17 protein-coding genes are annotated in these 17,315 nt (G+C 67.8%); 7 read left to right on the top strand and 10 right to left on the bottom strand.

The window, feature by feature from the left end; translation table 11 throughout:
* Positions 1-28: 28 nt before the first annotated feature.
* From pgl to tkt, 5 genes are read right to left on the bottom strand one after another with little or no spacing between them, the layout of a single operon-like run.
* Entirely contained in the window at positions 29-817 is a 789-nt protein-coding gene (gene pgl / locus OG225_RS22065) for a 6-phosphogluconolactonase (protein ID WP_109526937.1), read from the bottom strand.
* Complete coding sequence (gene opcA, locus OG225_RS22060) at positions 810-1,718, bottom strand: glucose-6-phosphate dehydrogenase assembly protein OpcA (RefSeq protein ID WP_405177074.1); 909 nt, start codon at positions 1,716-1,718, stop codon at positions 810-812. Before opcA ends, pgl begins: the two co-directional genes overlap by 8 nt.
* Complete coding sequence (gene zwf / locus OG225_RS22055) at positions 1,715-3,271, bottom strand: glucose-6-phosphate dehydrogenase (protein WP_405177073.1); 1,557 nt, start codon at positions 3,269-3,271, stop codon at positions 1,715-1,717. Before zwf ends, opcA begins: the two co-directional genes overlap by 4 nt.
* A 3-nt stretch (positions 3,272-3,274) precedes the next feature.
* A complete protein-coding gene (gene tal, locus OG225_RS22050) occupies positions 3,275-4,411 on the bottom strand; it encodes a transaldolase (protein ID WP_405177072.1) in 1,137 nt (378 codons plus the stop codon).
* A 4-nt stretch (positions 4,412-4,415) separates the two neighbouring features.
* Entirely contained in the window at positions 4,416-6,557 is a 2,142-nt protein-coding gene (gene tkt, locus OG225_RS22045; RefSeq protein WP_405177071.1) for a transketolase, read from the bottom strand.
* Between the two features lie 404 nt (positions 6,558-6,961).
* Here tkt and OG225_RS22040 point away from each other — a divergent pair, with 404 nt between their 5' ends.
* Positions 6,962-7,978, top strand: coding sequence for a heme o synthase (locus OG225_RS22040; RefSeq protein ID WP_405177070.1), 1,017 nt, complete (start codon positions 6,962-6,964; stop codon positions 7,976-7,978).
* Between the two features lie 7 nt (positions 7,979-7,985).
* On the opposite strand, the gene OG225_RS22035 is transcribed toward OG225_RS22040, so the two are convergent.
* A complete protein-coding gene (locus OG225_RS22035) occupies positions 7,986-9,416 on the bottom strand; it encodes an FAD-dependent monooxygenase (RefSeq protein ID WP_405177069.1) in 1,431 nt (476 codons plus the stop codon).
* An 88-nt stretch (positions 9,417-9,504) separates the two neighbouring features.
* On the opposite strand from OG225_RS22035, the gene OG225_RS22030 reads away from it, so the two are divergent.
* Complete coding sequence (locus tag OG225_RS22030) at positions 9,505-10,107, top strand: TetR/AcrR family transcriptional regulator (protein WP_405177068.1); 603 nt, start codon at positions 9,505-9,507, stop codon at positions 10,105-10,107.
* Positions 10,108-10,188: 81 nt separating this feature from the next.
* Here the strand turns inward: OG225_RS22030 and OG225_RS22025 are convergent, their stop codons facing one another.
* Positions 10,189-11,154, bottom strand: a complete 966-nt coding sequence (locus OG225_RS22025) for a quinone oxidoreductase family protein (RefSeq protein WP_405177067.1) — start codon at positions 11,152-11,154, stop codon at positions 10,189-10,191.
* 59 nt (positions 11,155-11,213) lie between these two features.
* On the opposite strand from OG225_RS22025, the gene OG225_RS22020 reads away from it, so the two are divergent.
* On the top strand, positions 11,214-11,564 hold the full coding sequence (locus OG225_RS22020; RefSeq protein WP_405177066.1) for a hypothetical protein: 351 nt from the start codon (positions 11,214-11,216) through the stop codon (positions 11,562-11,564).
* Positions 11,565-11,567: 3 nt separating this feature from the next.
* On the opposite strand, the gene OG225_RS22015 is transcribed toward OG225_RS22020, so the two are convergent.
* The gene (locus tag OG225_RS22015) at positions 11,568-11,813 is read right to left on the bottom strand and encodes a hypothetical protein (RefSeq protein WP_405177065.1); all 246 of its coding nucleotides are present in this window, start codon (positions 11,811-11,813) and stop codon (positions 11,568-11,570) included.
* Between the two features lie 137 nt (positions 11,814-11,950).
* Between OG225_RS22015 and OG225_RS22010 the strand changes: the two genes are divergently transcribed.
* Complete coding sequence (locus OG225_RS22010; protein WP_405177064.1) at positions 11,951-12,427, top strand: GNAT family N-acetyltransferase; 477 nt, start codon at positions 11,951-11,953, stop codon at positions 12,425-12,427.
* A gap of 206 nt (positions 12,428-12,633) precedes the next feature.
* Here the strand turns inward: OG225_RS22010 and OG225_RS22005 are convergent, their stop codons facing one another.
* Positions 12,634-13,014 (bottom strand): GFA family protein, encoded by a 381-nt coding sequence (locus OG225_RS22005; RefSeq protein WP_405177063.1) that lies wholly within the window; start codon positions 13,012-13,014, stop codon positions 12,634-12,636.
* 296 nt (positions 13,015-13,310) lie between these two features.
* Between OG225_RS22005 and OG225_RS22000 the strand changes: the two genes are divergently transcribed.
* Positions 13,311-14,156 carry a DUF389 domain-containing protein gene (locus OG225_RS22000; RefSeq protein ID WP_405177062.1) on the top strand — a complete coding sequence of 282 codons (846 nt, stop codon included), beginning with the start codon at positions 13,311-13,313 and terminating at the stop codon, positions 14,154-14,156.
* A gap of 11 nt (positions 14,157-14,167) precedes the next feature.
* Here the strand turns inward: OG225_RS22000 and OG225_RS21995 are convergent, their stop codons facing one another.
* On the bottom strand, positions 14,168-14,794 hold the full coding sequence (locus OG225_RS21995) for a DUF4203 domain-containing protein (RefSeq protein WP_405177061.1): 627 nt from the start codon (positions 14,792-14,794) through the stop codon (positions 14,168-14,170).
* Between the two features lie 306 nt (positions 14,795-15,100).
* Between OG225_RS21995 and OG225_RS21990 the strand changes: the two genes are divergently transcribed.
* Both OG225_RS21990 and OG225_RS21985 read left to right on the top strand, forming a co-directional pair.
* Positions 15,101-15,592, top strand: coding sequence for a MarR family winged helix-turn-helix transcriptional regulator (locus OG225_RS21990; protein ID WP_405177060.1), 492 nt, complete (start codon positions 15,101-15,103; stop codon positions 15,590-15,592).
* Positions 15,585-17,219 (top strand): MDR family MFS transporter, encoded by a 1,635-nt coding sequence (locus OG225_RS21985; RefSeq protein ID WP_405177059.1) that lies wholly within the window; start codon positions 15,585-15,587, stop codon positions 17,217-17,219. The genes OG225_RS21990 and OG225_RS21985 overlap by 8 nt, the downstream gene beginning before the upstream one ends.
* Positions 17,220-17,315 lie beyond the last annotated feature (96 nt).

Genomic DNA, 17,315 nt, shown 5'->3' with positions numbered 1-17,315 from the left:
CCCCGACCCCTCCTGTCAGAAAGTCGAGCTAGCGCAGCGCCGCTGCGGCCTCGTTGTCCAGCAACCATGTCGTCGATTCGGTGCCGATGGCGCCCGCCGAGGGGATGTCCACCGGAAACGCCCCGCCCATGGCGTCCGCGACGGCCTGCGCCTTGGCGGCGCCGCCGACGACCAGCACGACATGCCTCGTGCGACGCACGGCGGGCAGCGTCAGCGTCACCCGGACCGGCGGCGGCTTCGGTGAATTCGTCACCGCGACAACGAGTTCGTGCTCCTCGCGGACCGCGTCGGTATGCGGGAACAGGGAGTTCACGTGTCCTTCGCCGCCCATGCCGAGCAAGTGCAGGTCGAAGGCGCCGTGTTCGGCCAGATGTGCGTGCACCGCCGTAGAGTACTCGGCCGCCGCCTCGATCGGGTCGGGGTATTCCCCGTCCGAGGTCGCGACCGGGTGCACGCGCGCCGGATCGACCGGGACATGATCCAGCAACGCCCGGCGCGCCTGTAGGTCGTTGCGCTCCGGATCGTCGGCGGGCACGAAACGTTCGTCACCCCAGAAGATGTCGAGCGCCGACCAGTCGATCGCGCCCGGCTCCTTGCGTACCAGCTCCAGCAGGCCGATGCCGGTGCCGCCGCCGGTCAGCACCACCGACGCCGATCCGCGCGCGGCCTGCGCCGCCACGACGACCTCGACGAATCTGGCGGCCGCCGCGGCGACCAGCGCGTCGGTGTCGGGATGCACCTCGACGATATCGGAGGGGAATTCCCTGGTGACCCGCTTGCCCTGGTCGGCGTATTCCTGCCCCGGTGTCTCACTCATAGGTCACCTCATCGATTCCGGCGAGCGCCTCGGCGTAGATCTCGTCGGCATCGAGCCGACGCAGTTCCTCGGCGAGACAGTCGCGAGTCTCCCGGCGCGCCAGCGCGATTCGCTGGTCCGGATCTCCGGTACGGGTCAGCGTGGCGGTGCGCCCGGTCTGGGGGCGTTCGATGGCGATGGACACCGAAGGACGGTGCAACCTGACCTCGAGCGCGCCCGAATGCCTGCGCACCGGGCAGCCGAGCCGGATCGCGAGCCAGCCCGCGAGTATGTCGAGCGCGGGCTCGTTGCGCAGGCCCGACACCGTCACCGATTCGATCGGCTCGAAGGGCGGCTCGTCCATGGCCGCGGCGAGCAGGGCCCGCCAGTAGGTGATCCGGCTCCAGGCCAGATCGGTATCGCCCGGCGCGTAGGAACCGCGCCGTTTCCTGATCGTCGCCTGTGGATCGGCGGCGAAGGTGGCGTCGGTGATCCGCCTGGTCGCCAGGCGGCCGACCGAATCCTTGGACGGGAATTCCGGGGCGCCGCGCGGCCACCAGGCCACCACGGGGGTGTCCGGCAGCAGGAACGGGATCACGACGCTGCTCTCGTGGGCGATCAGCTCGCCCTGAAGGCGCAGCACGATCACCTCCGCCGCGCCCGCGTCGCCGCCGACGCGGATCTGGGCATCGAGTTTGGTCTCGGCGTCACGATCTCCACGCGCCAGCACCACGACGCGACAGGGATGTTCGCGACTGGCGTCGTTGGCGGCGTCGATCGCTTCCTCGGCCTCGGAACTGTCCAGGGTGCACACCACCAGGGTGAGCACCCGGCCCATGGTGATGACGCCGTTGTTCTCGCGCAACCGGATCAGGCGTTTGGTGACCGCGCCCGTCGTGGTGGCAGGCATGTCGACGATCATGGCCGCCGCCATTCCCGGCCGGTGCGCTCGAGCATCTCGTCCGCCGACGGCGGACCCCAGGTGCCCGCCTCGTACGGTTCGGGCCTGCCGTCGGCCGCCCAGTGATCGAGCACCGGATCCAGGATGCTCCAGGACAATTCGACCTCCGCGTTCACCGGGAACAGTGACGGTTCCCCGAGCAGTACGTCCAGGATCAAGCGTTCGTAGGCCTCGGGGGAGGATTCGGTGAACGCCTCGCCGTAGCTGAAGTCCATATTGACGTCACGCACCTCCATGCTGGAGCCGGGCACCTTGGACCCGAAGCGCGTGGTGATGCCCTCGTCCGGCTGTACCCGGATGACCAGGGCGTTCTGGCCGAGATCCTCGGTCATGGTCTGGTCGAACGGCAGATGCGGGGCGCGCTTGAAGACGACCGCTATCTCGGTCACCCTGCGGCCGAGCCGTTTTCCGGTGCGCAGGTAGAACGGCACCCCGGCCCAGCGCCGCGTGTCGACCTCGAGGGTGATGGCGGCGTAGGTCTCGGTCTTGGACTGCGGGTCGAAACCCTCTTCCTCCAGCAGCCCGACCACGTGTTCGCCGCCCTGCCAACCTTCGGCGTACTGCCCGCGCGCGGTGGTCTCGTCCAGCGGCGCCACCAGTTTCGTCGCCGAGAGCACCTTGATCTTCTCGGTCTGCAACTGGCTGGGCTGGAAGCTGATCGGCTCCTCCATCGCGGTGAGCGCCAGCAGTTGGAGCAGATGGTTCTGGATCACGTCGCGGGCCGCGCCGATACCGTCGTAATAGCCCGCGCGCCCACCCAGCCCGATGTCTTCGGCCATGGTGATCTGGACGTGGTCGACGTAATTGGCGTTCCAGATCGGGTCGTAGAGCTGATTGGCGAAACGCAGCGCCAGGATGTTCTGGACCGTCTCCTTGCCCAGGTAGTGGTCGATCCGGAACACCGTCTCCTCCGGGAAGACCCGGTTGACCAGTGCGTTCAGTTCGACCGCGCTCTCCAGGTCGTGCCCGAAGGGTTTCTCGATGACCACCCGCCGCCACGGTGTGCGGCCCTGCGCGTCGACGATGTCGGGCTGGGCCAGTTTGTGTTCGGAGAGCTGATCGAGCACCACCGGGAACATATTCGGCGGAATCGACAGGTAGAAGGCGTGATTGCCGCCGGTGCCGCGTTCGGCGTCCAGATTCGCCAGCGTGGTGGCGAGACGGCCGAAGGCGGCGTCGTCATCGAACGTGCCCTGTACGAAACGGATTCCCTCCGCCAGGTGATCCCAGACCTCCTGGCGGAAAGGCGTGCGCGCGTGCGCGCGCACCGAATCGAGGACGACTTTCGCGAAATCCTCGTCCGCGTAGTCACGCCGGGCGAAGCCGACCAGGGCGAAACCGGGGGGGAGCAGCCCCCGGTTCGCCAGGTCGTAGATGGCCGGCATCAGTTTCTTCCGGGACAGATCCCCGGTGACACCGAAGATCACCATGCTGCACGGTCCCGCGATGCGTGGGACGCGCTTGTCGCGCTCGTCGCGCAGCGGGTTCTTCCAAACCTCTGCTGTGCCGGCCATGGATCAGGCGCTTTCGCCCGAAGCGGCGCCCAACTCCTCTGTCGTCGCGGAAAGTAGTTCCTCCCACGACTTCTCGAACTTGTCGACGCCCTCGGTCTCGAGCACGGTGAAGACGTCGTCCAGGTCGATTCCGACGGCGGACAGCGCGTCGAAGACCGCCTGCGATTCGACGGCCGTCCCGCTGAGGGTGTCACCGCGGACCTCGCCGTGGTCGGCGACGGCCTCGAGGGTCTTCTCCGGCAGGGTGTTCACCGTGTTCTTCGCCACCAGTTCGGTGACGTAGAGGGTGTCGGAGTAGTCGGGGTTCTTGACACCGGTCGACGCCCACAGCGGCCGCTGCCGGTTCGCGCCCGACGCCGCGAGATGGGCGTAGGTCGAGGTGTGCGCGCCGCCGTCGAAGACGTCCTGGTACTCGGCGTAGGCCAGCCGGGCATTGGCCACGCCCGCCTTACCGCGCAGCGCGAGGGCCTCGGGGGTGCCGATGGCCTCGAGGCGCTTGTCGATCTCGGTGTCCACGCGGGAGACGAAGAACGAAGCGACCGAGTGGATCCGGGCCGGATCGTGACCGGCGACCTTCGCCTTGGCGATGCCGTCGAGGTAGGAGCCCATGACCAGGCGGTAGCGCGCGACCGAGAAGATCAGCGTCACGTTCACGCTGATGCCCTCGGCGAGCACCGCGCTGATGGCGGGCAGGCCCGCCTCGGTCGCGGGGATCTTGATGAACAGATTCGGCCGGTCGACGATCTTCCACAGCTCGACCGCCTGCGCGGTGGTCTTCTCCGCGTCGAAGGCCAGGCGCGGATCGACCTCGATGGAGACGCGCCCGTCCACCCCGTTGGTCGATTCGAACACCGGGAGGAAGACGTCGCACGCGGCGCGCACGTCGTCGGTGGTGATCGTGCGGATCGCGGCGTCGGCGTCGGCGCCGAGGGCGGCCAGATCCTTGATCTGCGCGTCGTAGGCGTGACCCTGGCTCAGGGCGCCCTGGAAGATCGTCGGGTTGGTGGTGACTCCGACGACACCGCGGGTGGCGATGAGTTCGGCGAGATTGCCGGACTGGATCCGGTCCCTGGACAGGTCGTCGAGCCATACCGAGACGCCTGCGGCCGAGAGAGCGGCGACGTTTTCGTTCTGTGTCATGGGGTTATCCCTTCACGTTTTCGAGCGTGCGCTGCGCGGCGGCGACAACGGCTTCCGCGGTGATCCCGAACTCGCGGAACAGGGTCTTGAAATCGGCGGAGGCGCCGAAATGCTCGATCGACACGATCTCGCCCGCGTCACCGGCGAACCGGTGCCACGGCATGGCGATTCCGGCCTCGACGGTGACTCGCGCGCGCACCGTCGGGGGCAGCACCTCGTCCCGGTAAGCCTTGTCCTGCGCGTCGAACCACTCGACACACGGCATCGAGACCACGCGGGTTCCGATGCCCTGTCCCTCCAGCGTAGTGCGGGCGGCCATGGCGAGCTGGAGCTCGGAGCCGGTAGCGATCAGGATCACCTGCGGCGTGCCGGTGGACGCCTCGGCGAGGACGTAACCGCCGCGTTTGACGCCTTCGTAGCTGGTGCCCTCGAAGATCGGCAGATCCTGACGGGTCAGCGCCAGCGCCGACGGTCCGTCCTGGTGCGGGGCGTCCGACGGCACGAAATGCGAGGTGCGTTCGCTGGAGTCACGCTCGAGGATGGTGCGCCAGGCGTAGCTGGTCTCGTTCGCGTCACCCGGGCGGACCACGTTCAGGCCGGGGATGGCGCGCAGCGCGGCCAGATGTTCGATCGGCTGGTGGGTCGGGCCGTCTTCGCCGAGTCCGATCGAGTCGTGGGTCCACACGTAGATCGCGGGCACCCGCATCAGCGCCGCGAGGCGGACCGCGGGACGCATGTAATCGGAGAAGACCAGGAAGGTGCCGCCGTAGGGGCGGGTCGGCCCGTGCAGCGCGATGCCGTTGAGGATCGAGCCCATCGCGTGCTCGCGCACACCGAAGTGCAGGGTGCGGCCGTACGGGTTGGCCTTCCACATCCCGGTAGAGATGGATTCCGGCCCGAAGCTCGGCGTGTCCGGCATGGTGGTGTTGTTGGATTCGGCGAGGTCGGCCGAACCGCCCCACAGTTCCGGCAGCACCGGGGCCAGCGCGGCGAGCACCTTGCCGGAGGCCTTGCGGGTCGCCACGCCCTTGGGATCGGCCTCGTAGGTGGGCAGGTTCGCGGCCCAGCCCTCGGGCAGATCACGGTTGGCGAGCCGGTCGAACAGTGCCTTGTTGGCCGGGTTGGCCTGCGCCCACGCGTCGAAACCGCGCTGCCAGTCGCGATGGGCCTGCTGTCCGCGTTCGATGACCTCGCGGGTGTGCGCGATGACGTCGGGATCGACGTCGAAATTCTTCTCGGGATCGAATCCGAGCACCTTCTTGGTGGCGGCCACCTCGTCGACGCCCAGCGCCGCGCCGTGGGCGCCACCGGTGTTCATCTTGGTGGGGGCCGGGTAGCCGATGATGGTGCGCAGCACGATGATCGAGGGCTTGGAGGTCTCCGCCTTGGCGGCCGCCAGCGCGTTCTCGATGGCGACGACGTCCTCACCGCCCTGCACGACCTCGACGTGCCAGCCGTAGGCGGCGTAGCGCTCGGCGACGTCCTCGGTGAAGGCGATGGTGGTGTCGTCCTCGATGGAGATCTTGTTGTCGTCGTAGATCAGCACGAGGTTGCCGAGCTGCTGGGTGCCCGCCAGCGACGACGCCTCGGAGGTGACGCCCTCTTCCATATCGCCGTCGGAGGCGATCACGTAGACGAAGTGGTCGAACGGGCTGGTCCCCGGCGCGGCCTCGGGATCGAACAGGCCGCGTTCACGCCGGGCCGCCATCGCCATGCCCACCGCGGAGGCCAGGCCCTGACCGAGCGGGCCGGTGGTGATCTCGACGCCGTCGGTGTGCCGATACTCGGGGTGGCCGGGGGTGAGCGAACCCCATTTGCGCAGGTTCTTCAGATCGTCGAGTTCGAGACCGAAGCCCGCCAGGTACAGCTGGATGTACTGGGTCACGCTGGAATGGCCGCAGGACAGCACGAAACGGTCCCGGCCGACCCAGTGCGGGTCGCTCGGATCGTGACGCATCGTACGCTGGTAGAGCGTGTAGGCCAAGGGCGCGAGGCTCATCGCGGTACCCGGGTGACCGTTTCCGGCGTTCTGGACCGCGTCGGCGGCGAGGACGCGGACGGTGTCGACGGCCTTGGTGTCCAGATCCGTCCAGTCGTCCGGGTGGTTCGTCTGAGTGAGGGCGCGGATGTCATCTGTCACTGGCACGACCGGGGTTCTCCTGACATTGGTTTCGTCGACGGCGGTGTTGTTGGCGGCCCGATTTCTGCCGCGAGACGCACGGCGGCTGCGCGATGCGTGTCCGAGTGTCGACACCAGCCTAGATGTGCCCTCTGACCGGCATTGCGTGAACCCGGCTCTACCGGTGCCCGTGTCGCTGACTTCACCGCGTGGCGTGGCGCGGCGGTGCCCGTTTTGCCCGTTGCTGCGGGGCCGGTGCGGTACACGGTCATCGGAGGCTGCCAGGGGCGAGGAGAGGAGTGCGGTCGGCGAGGGTCTACCATCCTCTGTAGTAGTAGCCGCGCCGCACTGTGCTGTGCATCGGAACATCAGGACCGAGCGCGCTGCTCGTTCCATTGCCGGATGTGATGCACAGCGTGCGAGGAGAGATAGTGCGGATTGGGCAACAGCCGGGTGGCAGCGGTGCGCACGGCTCCTCCGCGACGGCGCACGACACCTCCGCCTCCGCTTCCACGCAGGTCGAGAAATCGCAGGGTGACGGCGTGGTCTCCCGGGTGCTGCGTCGCCCGCTGGCCTACATCGCGCTGACCAAGCCACGCGTCATCGAACTGCTGCTGGTCGCCACCATCCCGACCATGCTGCTCGCCGACCGCGGCACCGTCGATATCCGGCTCATCCTGGTCACCCTGTTCGGCGGCTGGATGGGCGCGGCGAGCGCGAACACGCTCAACTGCGTCGCCGACGCCGATATCGACAAGGTGATGAAGCGGACCGCCAAGCGTCCGCTGGCCAGGGAAGCGGTTCCCACCTCGCACGCCGCGATCTTCGGCGTGACGCTCGGAATCGCCTCGTTCGCCTGGCTGTGGTGGCAGGCCAACCTGCTGAGCGGCATGCTCGTGGTCGCCACGATCCTGTTCTACGTCTTCGTCTACACCCTCGGGCTCAAACGGCGTACCTCCCAGAACGTGGTGTGGGGCGGCGCGGCCGGATGTATGCCCGCCCTCGTCGGCTGGTCCGCCGTCACCGGCGGTATCGGCTGGCCCGCGATCGCGCTGTTCGGCGTCATCTTCTTCTGGACGCCGCCGCACACCTGGGCGCTCGCCATGCGCTACAAGGAGGACTACCGCGCGGCGGGCGTGCCGATGTTGCCGGTGGTCGCCACCGAGCAGACCGTCACCAAGCAGATCGTCATCTACACCTGGCTCACCGTGCTCACCACCCTCGCCCTGGTCCCGGCGACCGGGGTCGTCTACGCCGCCGTGGCGCTGGTGGCCGGAGCGTGGTTCCTGCTCATGGCCCACCAGCTGTACTCCGGCGTGCGGCGCGGCGAGTCGGTGAAACCGCTGCGCCTGTTCCTCCAGTCGAACAATTACCTGGCGGTCGTGTTCTGCGGCCTCGCGGTGGATTCGGTGCTCGGCTGGGACACGGTCGGCAGCTTCTTCGGCTGATCCGCCGTCAGTCGCGGCGGGCGAGGTACCCGTCGGGACGGATCTCGACGACATCGCCGTCGGTCGCCGCGTACGCGTCGAAGGCGTGCCCGTCGACGTCGACCACGTACCGCCCGCTCGCCGTCGTCCCCGGCCGGATCACCCGATACACCTCGGCGTCGGTCGCGCCGGGCAGTTCGCCCCCGTCGCCGAACATCAGCACCGTGGCGTGCGGCCCGCGGAACAGGTCGAACAGCCGGACGGGCTGCCCGTCGACATCCTTCACCGGCGCGTCCGGGGCCCGATCGCCCGCGACGAGTCGGCCGGTCGCGCCGGGTTCGCGGTAGCTCACGCTCAACTGGCGGGCCTCCTCGCCGCGTTCCATGGCGTCGGCCTTGCCTTCCACAAGTTTGTCCAGCAATTCGGTGCTCAGGCCGAGGACCCGCGCGGCGACCGTGCGGCGTTCGGGTTCGTAGGTCCGCAGCGGCGCGGGATCTCCCAGCAGCGCCGCGGCCAGCTTCCAGCCGAGGTTGTACGCGTCCTGGATGCCGGTGTTCATGCCCTGACCGCCGGTCGGCGGATGGACGTGGGCCGCGTCGCCCGCGAGGAAGACCCGGCCGTCACCGAACCTGGCGGCGAGCCGGATATTCGGCCGCCACACGGTGACCCAGGTCAGGTCGGTGAATTCGAGGTCCATCGTTCCCGTGTAGCGGTCGGCCATGTCCTGGAGCACCGCGAGCGTGGGTTCGGCGGCGGCGTCGAGGGGCGCGCCGAATTGGAAATGACGCCCGCCGGGCAGGGGCGAGAGCGCGAAACCCTCCATCGGACGTTCGGCCGAAGCGGCGAACCAGTGGCCGTAGTCGTGGTCGAGCACATCCGCCCGCACATCGCCGAGCAGCATCCGTATCGAATCGTCGGTGGAACCCTCGAACGGGATGCCGAGGGTTTTGCGCACGGTGCTGCGTCCGCCGTCCGCGCCGACCAGATAGGCCGCGCGCACCGTCTCGACGCCGTCGGCGGTGGTCAGCGTCGCGGTGACGCCGTCGTCGTCCTGCGTGAGGTCCGTCAGGGCGGTGCCGAGTTCGACGTGCACGCCGAATTCGGCCAGTCGCGCGCGCAGGATCGCCTCGGTGCGTGACTGCCCGAGGAACCACGGGTTGGGATAGGGGATCGCGGGGGTGGGTTCGGCGGGCTCGAACATCCGCCGTTCGCCGACGAACTCACCGCCGAAGTATGCGCGCATGACGGGCGCGGGAATGCCCGCGTTCGTCACCGCTTCCAGGACGCCGAGATCGTCGAACACCTCGAGGGTGCGGGGCAGGATGCCGTCGCCCCTGGAACCCGCGAAGAACTCGTCCGCCTTGTCGACCACGCGGACCGGGATGCCGCGGCGGGCGAGATCGATGGCGAGGGTCAGGCCGGTCGGCCCCGCACCCGCGATGAGTACCTGGTTCGTCACGATTCCTCCAAGAGTGAATTCAGTTTCAGTGAATCTGAATTCAGTATTGGACTTGGTAGGTTCTGCTGTCAAGAGGAGGTGGGTGCCGGTGGCGACGAGTAGGCGGGAACGGTCGGCCGAAACGGAGCGCGCGCTCAAGGACGCCGCGCAACGATTGTTCGCCGAACGCGGCTACCTCAACACGAAGATCACCGACATCACCGCCGCCGCCGGACGTGCGGCGGGCTCGTTCTACAACCATTTCGCGAGTAAAGAAGAACTGCTTCAGGCCCTGTTACGGGATCTGGCCGACGCGGGGGACGTGCGCGCCGAACATCCGGACCACAATCCGGATTTCAGCGATCCGGACGCCGTGCGCTACCACATCGCCGGTTACTGGCATTTCGCCCGCGAGCACGCCTCGGTACTGCGCGCCGTCGGTCAGGCCGCGGCCGTGAACGAGGATTTCGCGCGTCTGCTCCAGCAATTCGGCGTCGAACAGCGGGCCGATATCGCCGACCACCTGAAAGGTCTGGTCGACAACGGATTCCGGTTACCGAGCACCCCCGACGCCAGCCTGGCGGTCATGTTCATCGCGACACAGGGACTGCTCGCGGCGGTGGAGGACGGCGCGGTCGAACTCAGCGACGAACAGGCGATCGACGGGCTGACCCGATTCGTCTACCGGGGACTCACCGGACGCGATTACTGACACACGGCGGATCGGATCTTCGCGGATTCCGTCACCGACGCGATCATGGCGGGCGCGTCGCCGATCGAGGTCGCGCTCGGGTCAGGGCAGCAGCACGATGGATCCGGTGGTCCGGCGACCTTCCAGATCCCGGTGTGCCCGCTGCGCCTCGGCCAGCGGATACGTCGCGCCGATCCGGACGTGCAGTGAACCGTCGGCGACGGCGGCGAGCACATCACCCGCGCGCCAGAGCAATTCGGCCCGGTCACGGGTGTAGTGGACCAGTGTCGGCCTGGTGACGAACAGCGAACCCGCCGGATTGAGTCGTTGCAGGTCGAACGGCGGGACCGGTCCGCTGGCCGCGCCGAACAGCGCCAGCGTGCCCCGGACGCGCAGCGAGGCCAGACTCGCCTCGAAGGTCGACCGGCCCACCCCGTCGTAGGCCGCGGCCACGCCGATTCCGTCGGTGAGCGCACGCACGCGCTCGGCGAGATCGTCGGTGTAGCGCAGCACTTGCGCGGCTCCGGCGGCGCGCGAGAGCGTCTCCTTCTCGTCGGAGGACACCGTCGTGATGACCCGGACCCCGCGCGCGACCGCCATCTGGGTCAGGATCAGACCGACCCCGCCCGCTCCCGCGTGCACCAGGATCGACTCACCGGATTCCGGTTTGTAGACCGATTCGATCAGATAGTGCGCGGTCATGCCCTGGAGCAACACGGACGCGGCGACCGAGGCGGGCACGCCGTCGGGAACCGCGATCGCCACCGTCGCGTCCACCACGACCCGCTCGGCGTAACTACCGGGCGCGGCGGCCCAGGCGACCCGGTCACCGACCGAGAATTCGGACACCTCCGCACCGACCTCGGCGATCACGCCCGTCCCCTCCGCGCCGGGGATGTACGGCACGGACTGGGGATAGACGCCGGTGCGGATATAGGTATCGATGAAATTGATACCGATGGCCTCGGTCTCGACGAGCAGCTGACCGGATCCGATCGAAGGCCGCGGCACCTCCGTGTAGGTCAGGACCTCGGGACCACCGTGTTCGGAAACCTGGATGGCACGCATGGACTCCGTTCTACACCCGTGGTCGATGAGACGGCCTACCGGTCGGTAAACTCGGTGGAATGAGCGTTGAAACTGCCCCGGTCGAAGCCAAGTTGTCGGGTGCCCTGGTGGATTCCGTCAAGGGTTTCCTCGCCGAGCACGGCGGTTCGGCCACGGCCGTTCTGCAACCCATCGGGCGCCTCGGCGTGCGTGTCACGCTGGTCGGCGCGAACGGCGTCATGGGTGATCGCGTCGTCGCCGATCTCGCCACCGCCAAAGCGCTCGTCGAGGCCGTCGACGGGCTCACCGAGGCCGACGAGTGGGATCGTGCGCTGACCTCGATCGTCACCCCGCGCAAAGGCCACTGGGCGCAGATGGCGGGCTGGGTCGCCCGTCAGACCCGCTTTCCCAAGGCGCGCAACGAGAGCTGAGCTCTACATCCGGTCGTCGGCGGGATCGAGCAACTCGCCGACGCCCCAGTGCAATATGCGCCCGGCCACCGCGAGATAGGCGAGGACCGCCATCGCGATCAGCACCGTGCCGTAATCGGCGGCCCAGCCGGGAATCCGATCCGATCCGGCCACCGCGACCAGCACCATGATCACGCCGAGCACGACCGCGAGCGACGCCAACGGTGCGGTATCGGGCCTGCCCGGACAGCGGGTGGGGCGATTCGTCATCGGACGGGCCTCTCTTCTCACGCAACACCGCGCTCCGTCCGTCGCGGTGTGGTCTGTTCATCGCCGAACGTCACCGATTCGTTATCACCACGCCTCATATTCGTGATCACAACTTCCGCCCGATTACCGTGACTTCGATGCAGATGGTGCGGATCGCCCCCGCCGATCCCGAAGATCGCGGCGTGGCCGAACTTCTCTTCGCCGCGATCGGCGGTGATCGCGCCCGTCTCGCGGCGGCCATTCGGCGCTACCTGATCGACGGATCGACCGAACTCGTCGGGGCGACCATCGGCGCCGAACTCGCCGGTGTCGCCGGGTACGAAATGCGCCGCGACCACCTCGTGCTCCTCCACATCGCGACCGCCGACACCCACCGTCGATCCGGCATCGGTCGCCTACTCGTCGCGGAGATCGGCTCGCGCCACCCCGATCTGCCGGTGGTCGCCGAAACCGACAGCGCCTCCGTGGACTTCTATGCCGCCATCGGATTCACGGCCGTGCCTCTCGGCGAGAAATACCCCGGTGTCCAACGGTTCCGGATGACGCTGGCCTCCGATTCGGCCCGCGCGACGGCTGGGCACGCCGCAGACGATGCGGGAACATCGAGCGTGTGATCGGTGGGTGGCCGGTGCTGGAGGCATTCAGGTGAGGCGTCGCGATCCACCCGTGCTCGGCTCGGCGCAGGTCTGCGAGGCCCTCGACACCGGAATGGTCGGCCTCGACCAGGGCGTGGCGTCGAATCCGGCCGCGCCATTCGGTACGAGCGCGTCGTCGATCTGGAGTATCCGCAAAACAGCGGGCAAGCCGATCCGGTCGATGATCAGGGGCGGGAGACGGTTTCGACGACCGGCAACCACGGCACCGCGTTGTCCTTGAAGGACTGGTGTACCGGTGTCAGCGCGGTGTGATCGTCGAGCGACATCATCGTGACGCCGATATCGGCGCTGCCGTCATCGATGGCGGCCACCGTGGATCCGCAGTCGGGGCAGAAACCGCGTCGGGTGGTCGCGAAGGTGTTGTACCAGCGGGGTTCACCGGCCTCGCCGGTCCAGGTGAAGCTGTCGGCGGGGAAGCCGACCCAGGCCATCACCGGTCCGCCGCTCAGACGCTGACAGTGCGGACACGAGCACAGGTGCGGCCAGTCGGCCTCCGCGTCGGCACGGAATCGGATCCGTCCACACAGGCAGCCGCCTTCGTACATCGGTCACACTCCTCGGCTCGAATCGGGTTGGCGCAATGGAGAATCGACGTCCGCCGCGGCGGCACCGGCAAGCGTAGCGGGTGACGTTCGAGGTTCGCGGCCCCGCGCATACTCGGCCGGGCCGTCGCTCGTTTCCGGCGAGGGCTCGGAGCGCTCGAACATGTCGATCGATCGAGAAGGAGCGGCCGTGCAGGTGCTGGTCCTGGTCGAGTCAACGGCGGACTTCGGAAGAACTGGTCGAGCGGCTCGATCTGGATGTCGGGGACACGAAAGCCAAACGCTCCGCGTTCTGGATCATGCTGACCCTGTCCAGCGTCATCGCGGTCTCCGGTGTCATCGGCGATTCGACGGCCACGGTGATCGGCGCGATGATCGTCGCGCCGCTGTCGCTGCCGATCCTCGATGTGGCACTCGGCATCGCGACGGGCCGGGTGGCGTTGATCGGACGGAGCCTGCTGTTGGTCGTGGCGGGGGTCGTGATCGGGTACCTGTTCGCGCAATTGCCGCCGAATCCGACGAATGTGCTGGCCAATTCGCAAGTGACCGGGCGTACTTCGCCCAAGTTGATGGATCTGACGGCGGCTCTGGCGACGGGGTCGGTCGGTGTGATCGCGCTGATCCGGCGCGATGTCGGCGATGTGCTGCCCGGTGTCGCCATCGCCATCTCCCTGGTTCCGCCGCTGGGTGTGGTCGGGGTCTGTCTGGGCTCGCACGCGCCGGGGATGGCGTTGGGCGCGTTCGTGCTGTTCGCCTCCAATATGGTCGCCATGATCGTCACCGCGACCGTGGTGCTCGTCGTGACCGGATACGCGCGTGAAGCCGGGGTGGGCGAGGCCCGTCGCGGGCGCGCCTACGCGGTGCTCGCGGCGGCGCTGGTGCTGGTCGCGGTGCCGATGGTGGCGAATTCGCTGTCCTCGCTGTGGGCCGATCGGATCGCGACCGCGACCAGGAGCTGGCTCGACGCGGTGCCCGGCGCCGAGGTCAGGCAGGTGACGGTGCACAGCGACACGGCGACCGTCGAAGTGCTCGCCCCCACCGACCTCCCGCCGATCAGCGAACTACAGGACCGGGTGAACCGGGTCGTGCCGTGGAACCCCCGGGTCGTTCTCGTACACACGGTCGGCAGTCGGGTGGACGACTGACTCGCGCGCGTTCATCTGCTCGGCCATTTCCCGCCGATATTGTGGCCCTGCTCGCGCGGTTCGTCGTCACCGGCGAGGTGCTGGATTCCCAGTTTCTCGGCGAACAGATGACGCTGGGTGATCCAGCCCGCCGCCGACAGCGCGATCCAGGCGGCGGTGAAGGTGACCTGCTGCCAGCCCGGATCGGGGTCGTGCAGGAAGGCCATGGAATCGTCGATTCGAGCGAGGCCGCTGAGCATCATGCTCGCACCGCCGATGGAGGTCAACCACAGCAGGGCGCGGGCGCGGAACTTCTCGGCGAGGAACGCACCGGTCACGCCGACCGCGAGTATCACGATCATGCTCAGCGCCCAGTTCTTGTCGCCGGGTTGCAGGACCGTGGCCAGCTTCGCCCCGACCATCGCGCCGGTGAGCCCGCCGATCAGATACGACGCGAATCCGAAGACCAGTGCCGTGATCACCCACGCGGCGACCGCCCCGATCAACCCGAACAGCAACAGGACAGTGAACGAGGGTTCGAACAGGTCGGCGATCAACCAGCCGAGCCCGAATCCGATCGCCAGCAGTCCCAGATGCACGGATCGGACCCCGTAGAAGCACAACAGCGCACCGACCAACGTCAAAACAATGCCCGACATCCGTCATCCCTTCGGCCCGCGTCCTCGTCCCGAATGAAATCCCGCACATTCACAGTAAACCTATTTCCCCCGCCCGCGACCGGCCTCGGCCGCCTTTCACCCGTCACGGATGACGTCGCGGGTGCGACCGCGTGCGGTCCGCCTCGCCTGTGGTCGAGCCGCACAGGCGACGGGTGTGTGATGGCCCGCAACCGACCGGGACCGGGTGATTGTCGACACTCGACCCCTCGAAAAGTAATTGATTAGCGAAAGCAATGATAATGTAGTTGTGTTCCGCAAGTAAGTATTATCGTGCTGGGAGTGGCCATGGCTGTGTCATCGGATACGGCGCAAAGCCTGATCGAGGAGCTCTACCTGATGGGCCGGGCGATGCGTGTCGTCCTGTTGCATCCGGACGAGGGGCAGTTGCTTCCCGGCGGGGTCGGGGTGCTCGGCTCGCTCGAAGCCAGGGGCGAATGCCGCCAGGTCGATCTGGCGACTGATCTGTGCATCAGTCCGTCGGCGTTGAGCAGGCATGTCGCCGAATTGGTCGGGGCGGGCTACATCAGCCGTCACGCCGACCCGGGAGACGGCCGCGCCACGCTTATTCGGATCACCCCGGAAGGGCGCGAACTGCTGTGCCGCGTCCGGGTCTCCCGCGCGAGGGGATTGCAGACCGCGCTCGCCGACTGGAGCGAGGGTGACGCCGAACAGGCGTACCTGGCCGTCCAGCAGCTGAGAAACGCACTCATCGCACATCACACCGCACCGGGACAGCGTCGCCTCGGTCCGAAACAGAATCAGGAAGCAGATGTCTAGTTCAGTCGAGGCGGTGACACCGCGTGATCCCTTCGCGATGACGCACCGCGAAATCCTCGAGGCGATGACCGGACTGCTCGCGGCGCTTTTCACGGCGCTGCTGAGCACCACGATCGTCGCGACCGCCCTGCCGACCATCATCGGTGACCTGAAGGGCTCGCAGACCGCCTACGCCTGGGTCATCACCACGGCGCTGCTCGCCAACGCGGCCTCCACGCCGATCTGGGGCAAGTTCGCCGATCTGTTCAACAAGAAGGTGCTGGTCCAGACGGCCATCGTCATCTTCGTGCTCGGCTCGATCGTCGCCGGTTTCGCCCACAGTGTGCCGCTGCTGCTCGTGGCGCGCGTCGTGCAGGGTGTCGGCATGGGCGGTCTGACCGCGCTCGTCGTCGCCATCATCGGTTCGATCGTCGCGCCCCGTGAGCGCGGCAGGTATTCCGGTTACATGGGCGCGGTCATGGCCGTCGCCATGTCGGGCGGACCCATTCTGGGCGGCGTCATCGTCGACAGCCCCCTCGGGTGGCGATGGTGCTTCTTCGTCTGCGTGCCGCTGGCCGTCATCGCGCTGGTGCTGTTGCAGCGGACCCTGCGTCTGCCGACCGAACGCAAGACCGGTGTCTCGATCGACTGGCTCGGCGCCGCGCTGCTGACCGGTGGCGTGTCGGTGCTGCTCATCTGGGTGTCGTTCGCGGGCAAGGCGGGCTACTACGACTGGATCTCGGGTGAGTCCGCGCTCTACGTCGGCGGCGGTCTGCTGCTGTTGCTGGCGATGGTGTGGGTGGAATCGCGGGCCGAGTCGCCCATCATTCCGCTGCCGATCGTCACCGAGCGCACCACCGGCCTGGCGATCATCGCCTCGATCTCCGTCGGAATGGGCATGTTCGGCGCGACCACATTCCTCGGCCAGTACTTCCAGACCGCACGCGGATTCTCGCCGACGATCGCCGGTGTTCTCACGATCCCGATGGTCGCTGGCATGCTCGCCGGTTCGGCGGGCTCGGGACAGCTGATCACCCGCTTCGGCAAGTGGAAGGGTTTCGTCGTCGCCGGCGCCACCTCGCTGGTGATCGGCCTCGGACTGCTCTCGATGATCGACCACGCGACGAGCCTGTGGCAGGTCGGTATCTACATCGCCCTGGTCGGCCTCGGCGTCGGCATGATGATGCAGAACCTGGTGCTCGCGGTGCAGAACACGGTGAGCGTGCACGATATCGGCGCCGCCTCCAGCAGTGTCGCGTTCTTCCGCACCTTCGGCGGCGCGATCGGAGTCTCGGTGCTCGGTTCGGTGCTGGCCACCCGGGTGGGTGAATTGTCCGCACAGGGCTTCGACCGGATCGGCGTCGAGACGGGCTCCTCCGGCGGCGGCAATCTCGACATCGGCGCACTGCCCGCGCCCATCGCCGCGATCGTGCGCGCCGCCTACGGTGACGCCACCGGACGGATCTTCCTGATCGCGGCAGGCGCGGCGATCGTCGCACTGCTCGCCGCGATGCTCCTGCCGAACAATCCGCTGCGCCGCACTATCGACATCGACCCGGACCTCGACCCCATGCGGGCCGAGAACGATGAGGACGATGCCCCGGTGGGCGAGTTCGACGGCGACCGGCAGAAGGTCGGAGCCGGTTAGGGTTCGGCGTATCGCTCGGTAGTTCTCGCACCGCCCTCGATGATCACCGCCCCCGCTGTCGCAGCGGGGGCGGTGATCTGTGTATGGGCGGCTGGG

It is taken from the genome of Nocardia sp. NBC_01377 (assembly GCF_045040005.1).
Classification (GTDB): domain Bacteria; phylum Actinomycetota; class Actinomycetes; order Mycobacteriales; family Mycobacteriaceae; genus Nocardia; species Nocardia noduli.
Note: the sequence above shows the minus strand (reverse complement) of the source record. Positions and strands in the feature narration are given on the sequence as shown.

Coding starts and splice junctions, on each gene's coding strand:
- pgl (WP_109526937.1), bottom strand. CDS start 817: ATGAGTGAGACACCGGGGCAGGAATACGCCGACCAGGGCAAGCGGGTC.
- opcA (WP_405177074.1), bottom strand. CDS start 1,718: ATGATCGTCGACATGCCTGCCACCACGACGGGCGCGGTCACCAAACGC.
- zwf (WP_405177073.1), bottom strand. CDS start 3,271: ATGGCCGGCACAGCAGAGGTTTGGAAGAACCCGCTGCGCGACGAGCGC.
- tal (WP_405177072.1), bottom strand. CDS start 4,411: ATGACACAGAACGAAAACGTCGCCGCTCTCTCGGCCGCAGGCGTCTCG.
- OG225_RS22025 (WP_405177067.1), bottom strand. CDS start 11,154: ATGCGTGCCATCCAGGTTTCCGAACACGGTGGTCCCGAGGTCCTGACC.
- OG225_RS22020 (WP_405177066.1), top strand. CDS start 11,214: ATGAGCGTTGAAACTGCCCCGGTCGAAGCCAAGTTGTCGGGTGCCCTG.
- OG225_RS22015 (WP_405177065.1), bottom strand. CDS start 11,813: ATGACGAATCGCCCCACCCGCTGTCCGGGCAGGCCCGATACCGCACCG.
- OG225_RS22010 (WP_405177064.1), top strand. CDS start 11,951: ATGCAGATGGTGCGGATCGCCCCCGCCGATCCCGAAGATCGCGGCGTG.
- OG225_RS22005 (WP_405177063.1), bottom strand. CDS start 13,014: ATGTACGAAGGCGGCTGCCTGTGTGGACGGATCCGATTCCGTGCCGAC.
- OG225_RS22000 (WP_405177062.1), top strand. CDS start 13,311: ATGCTGACCCTGTCCAGCGTCATCGCGGTCTCCGGTGTCATCGGCGAT.
- OG225_RS21995 (WP_405177061.1), bottom strand. CDS start 14,794: ATGTCGGGCATTGTTTTGACGTTGGTCGGTGCGCTGTTGTGCTTCTAC.
- OG225_RS21990 (WP_405177060.1), top strand. CDS start 15,101: ATGGCTGTGTCATCGGATACGGCGCAAAGCCTGATCGAGGAGCTCTAC.
- OG225_RS21985 (WP_405177059.1), top strand. CDS start 15,585: ATGTCTAGTTCAGTCGAGGCGGTGACACCGCGTGATCCCTTCGCGATG.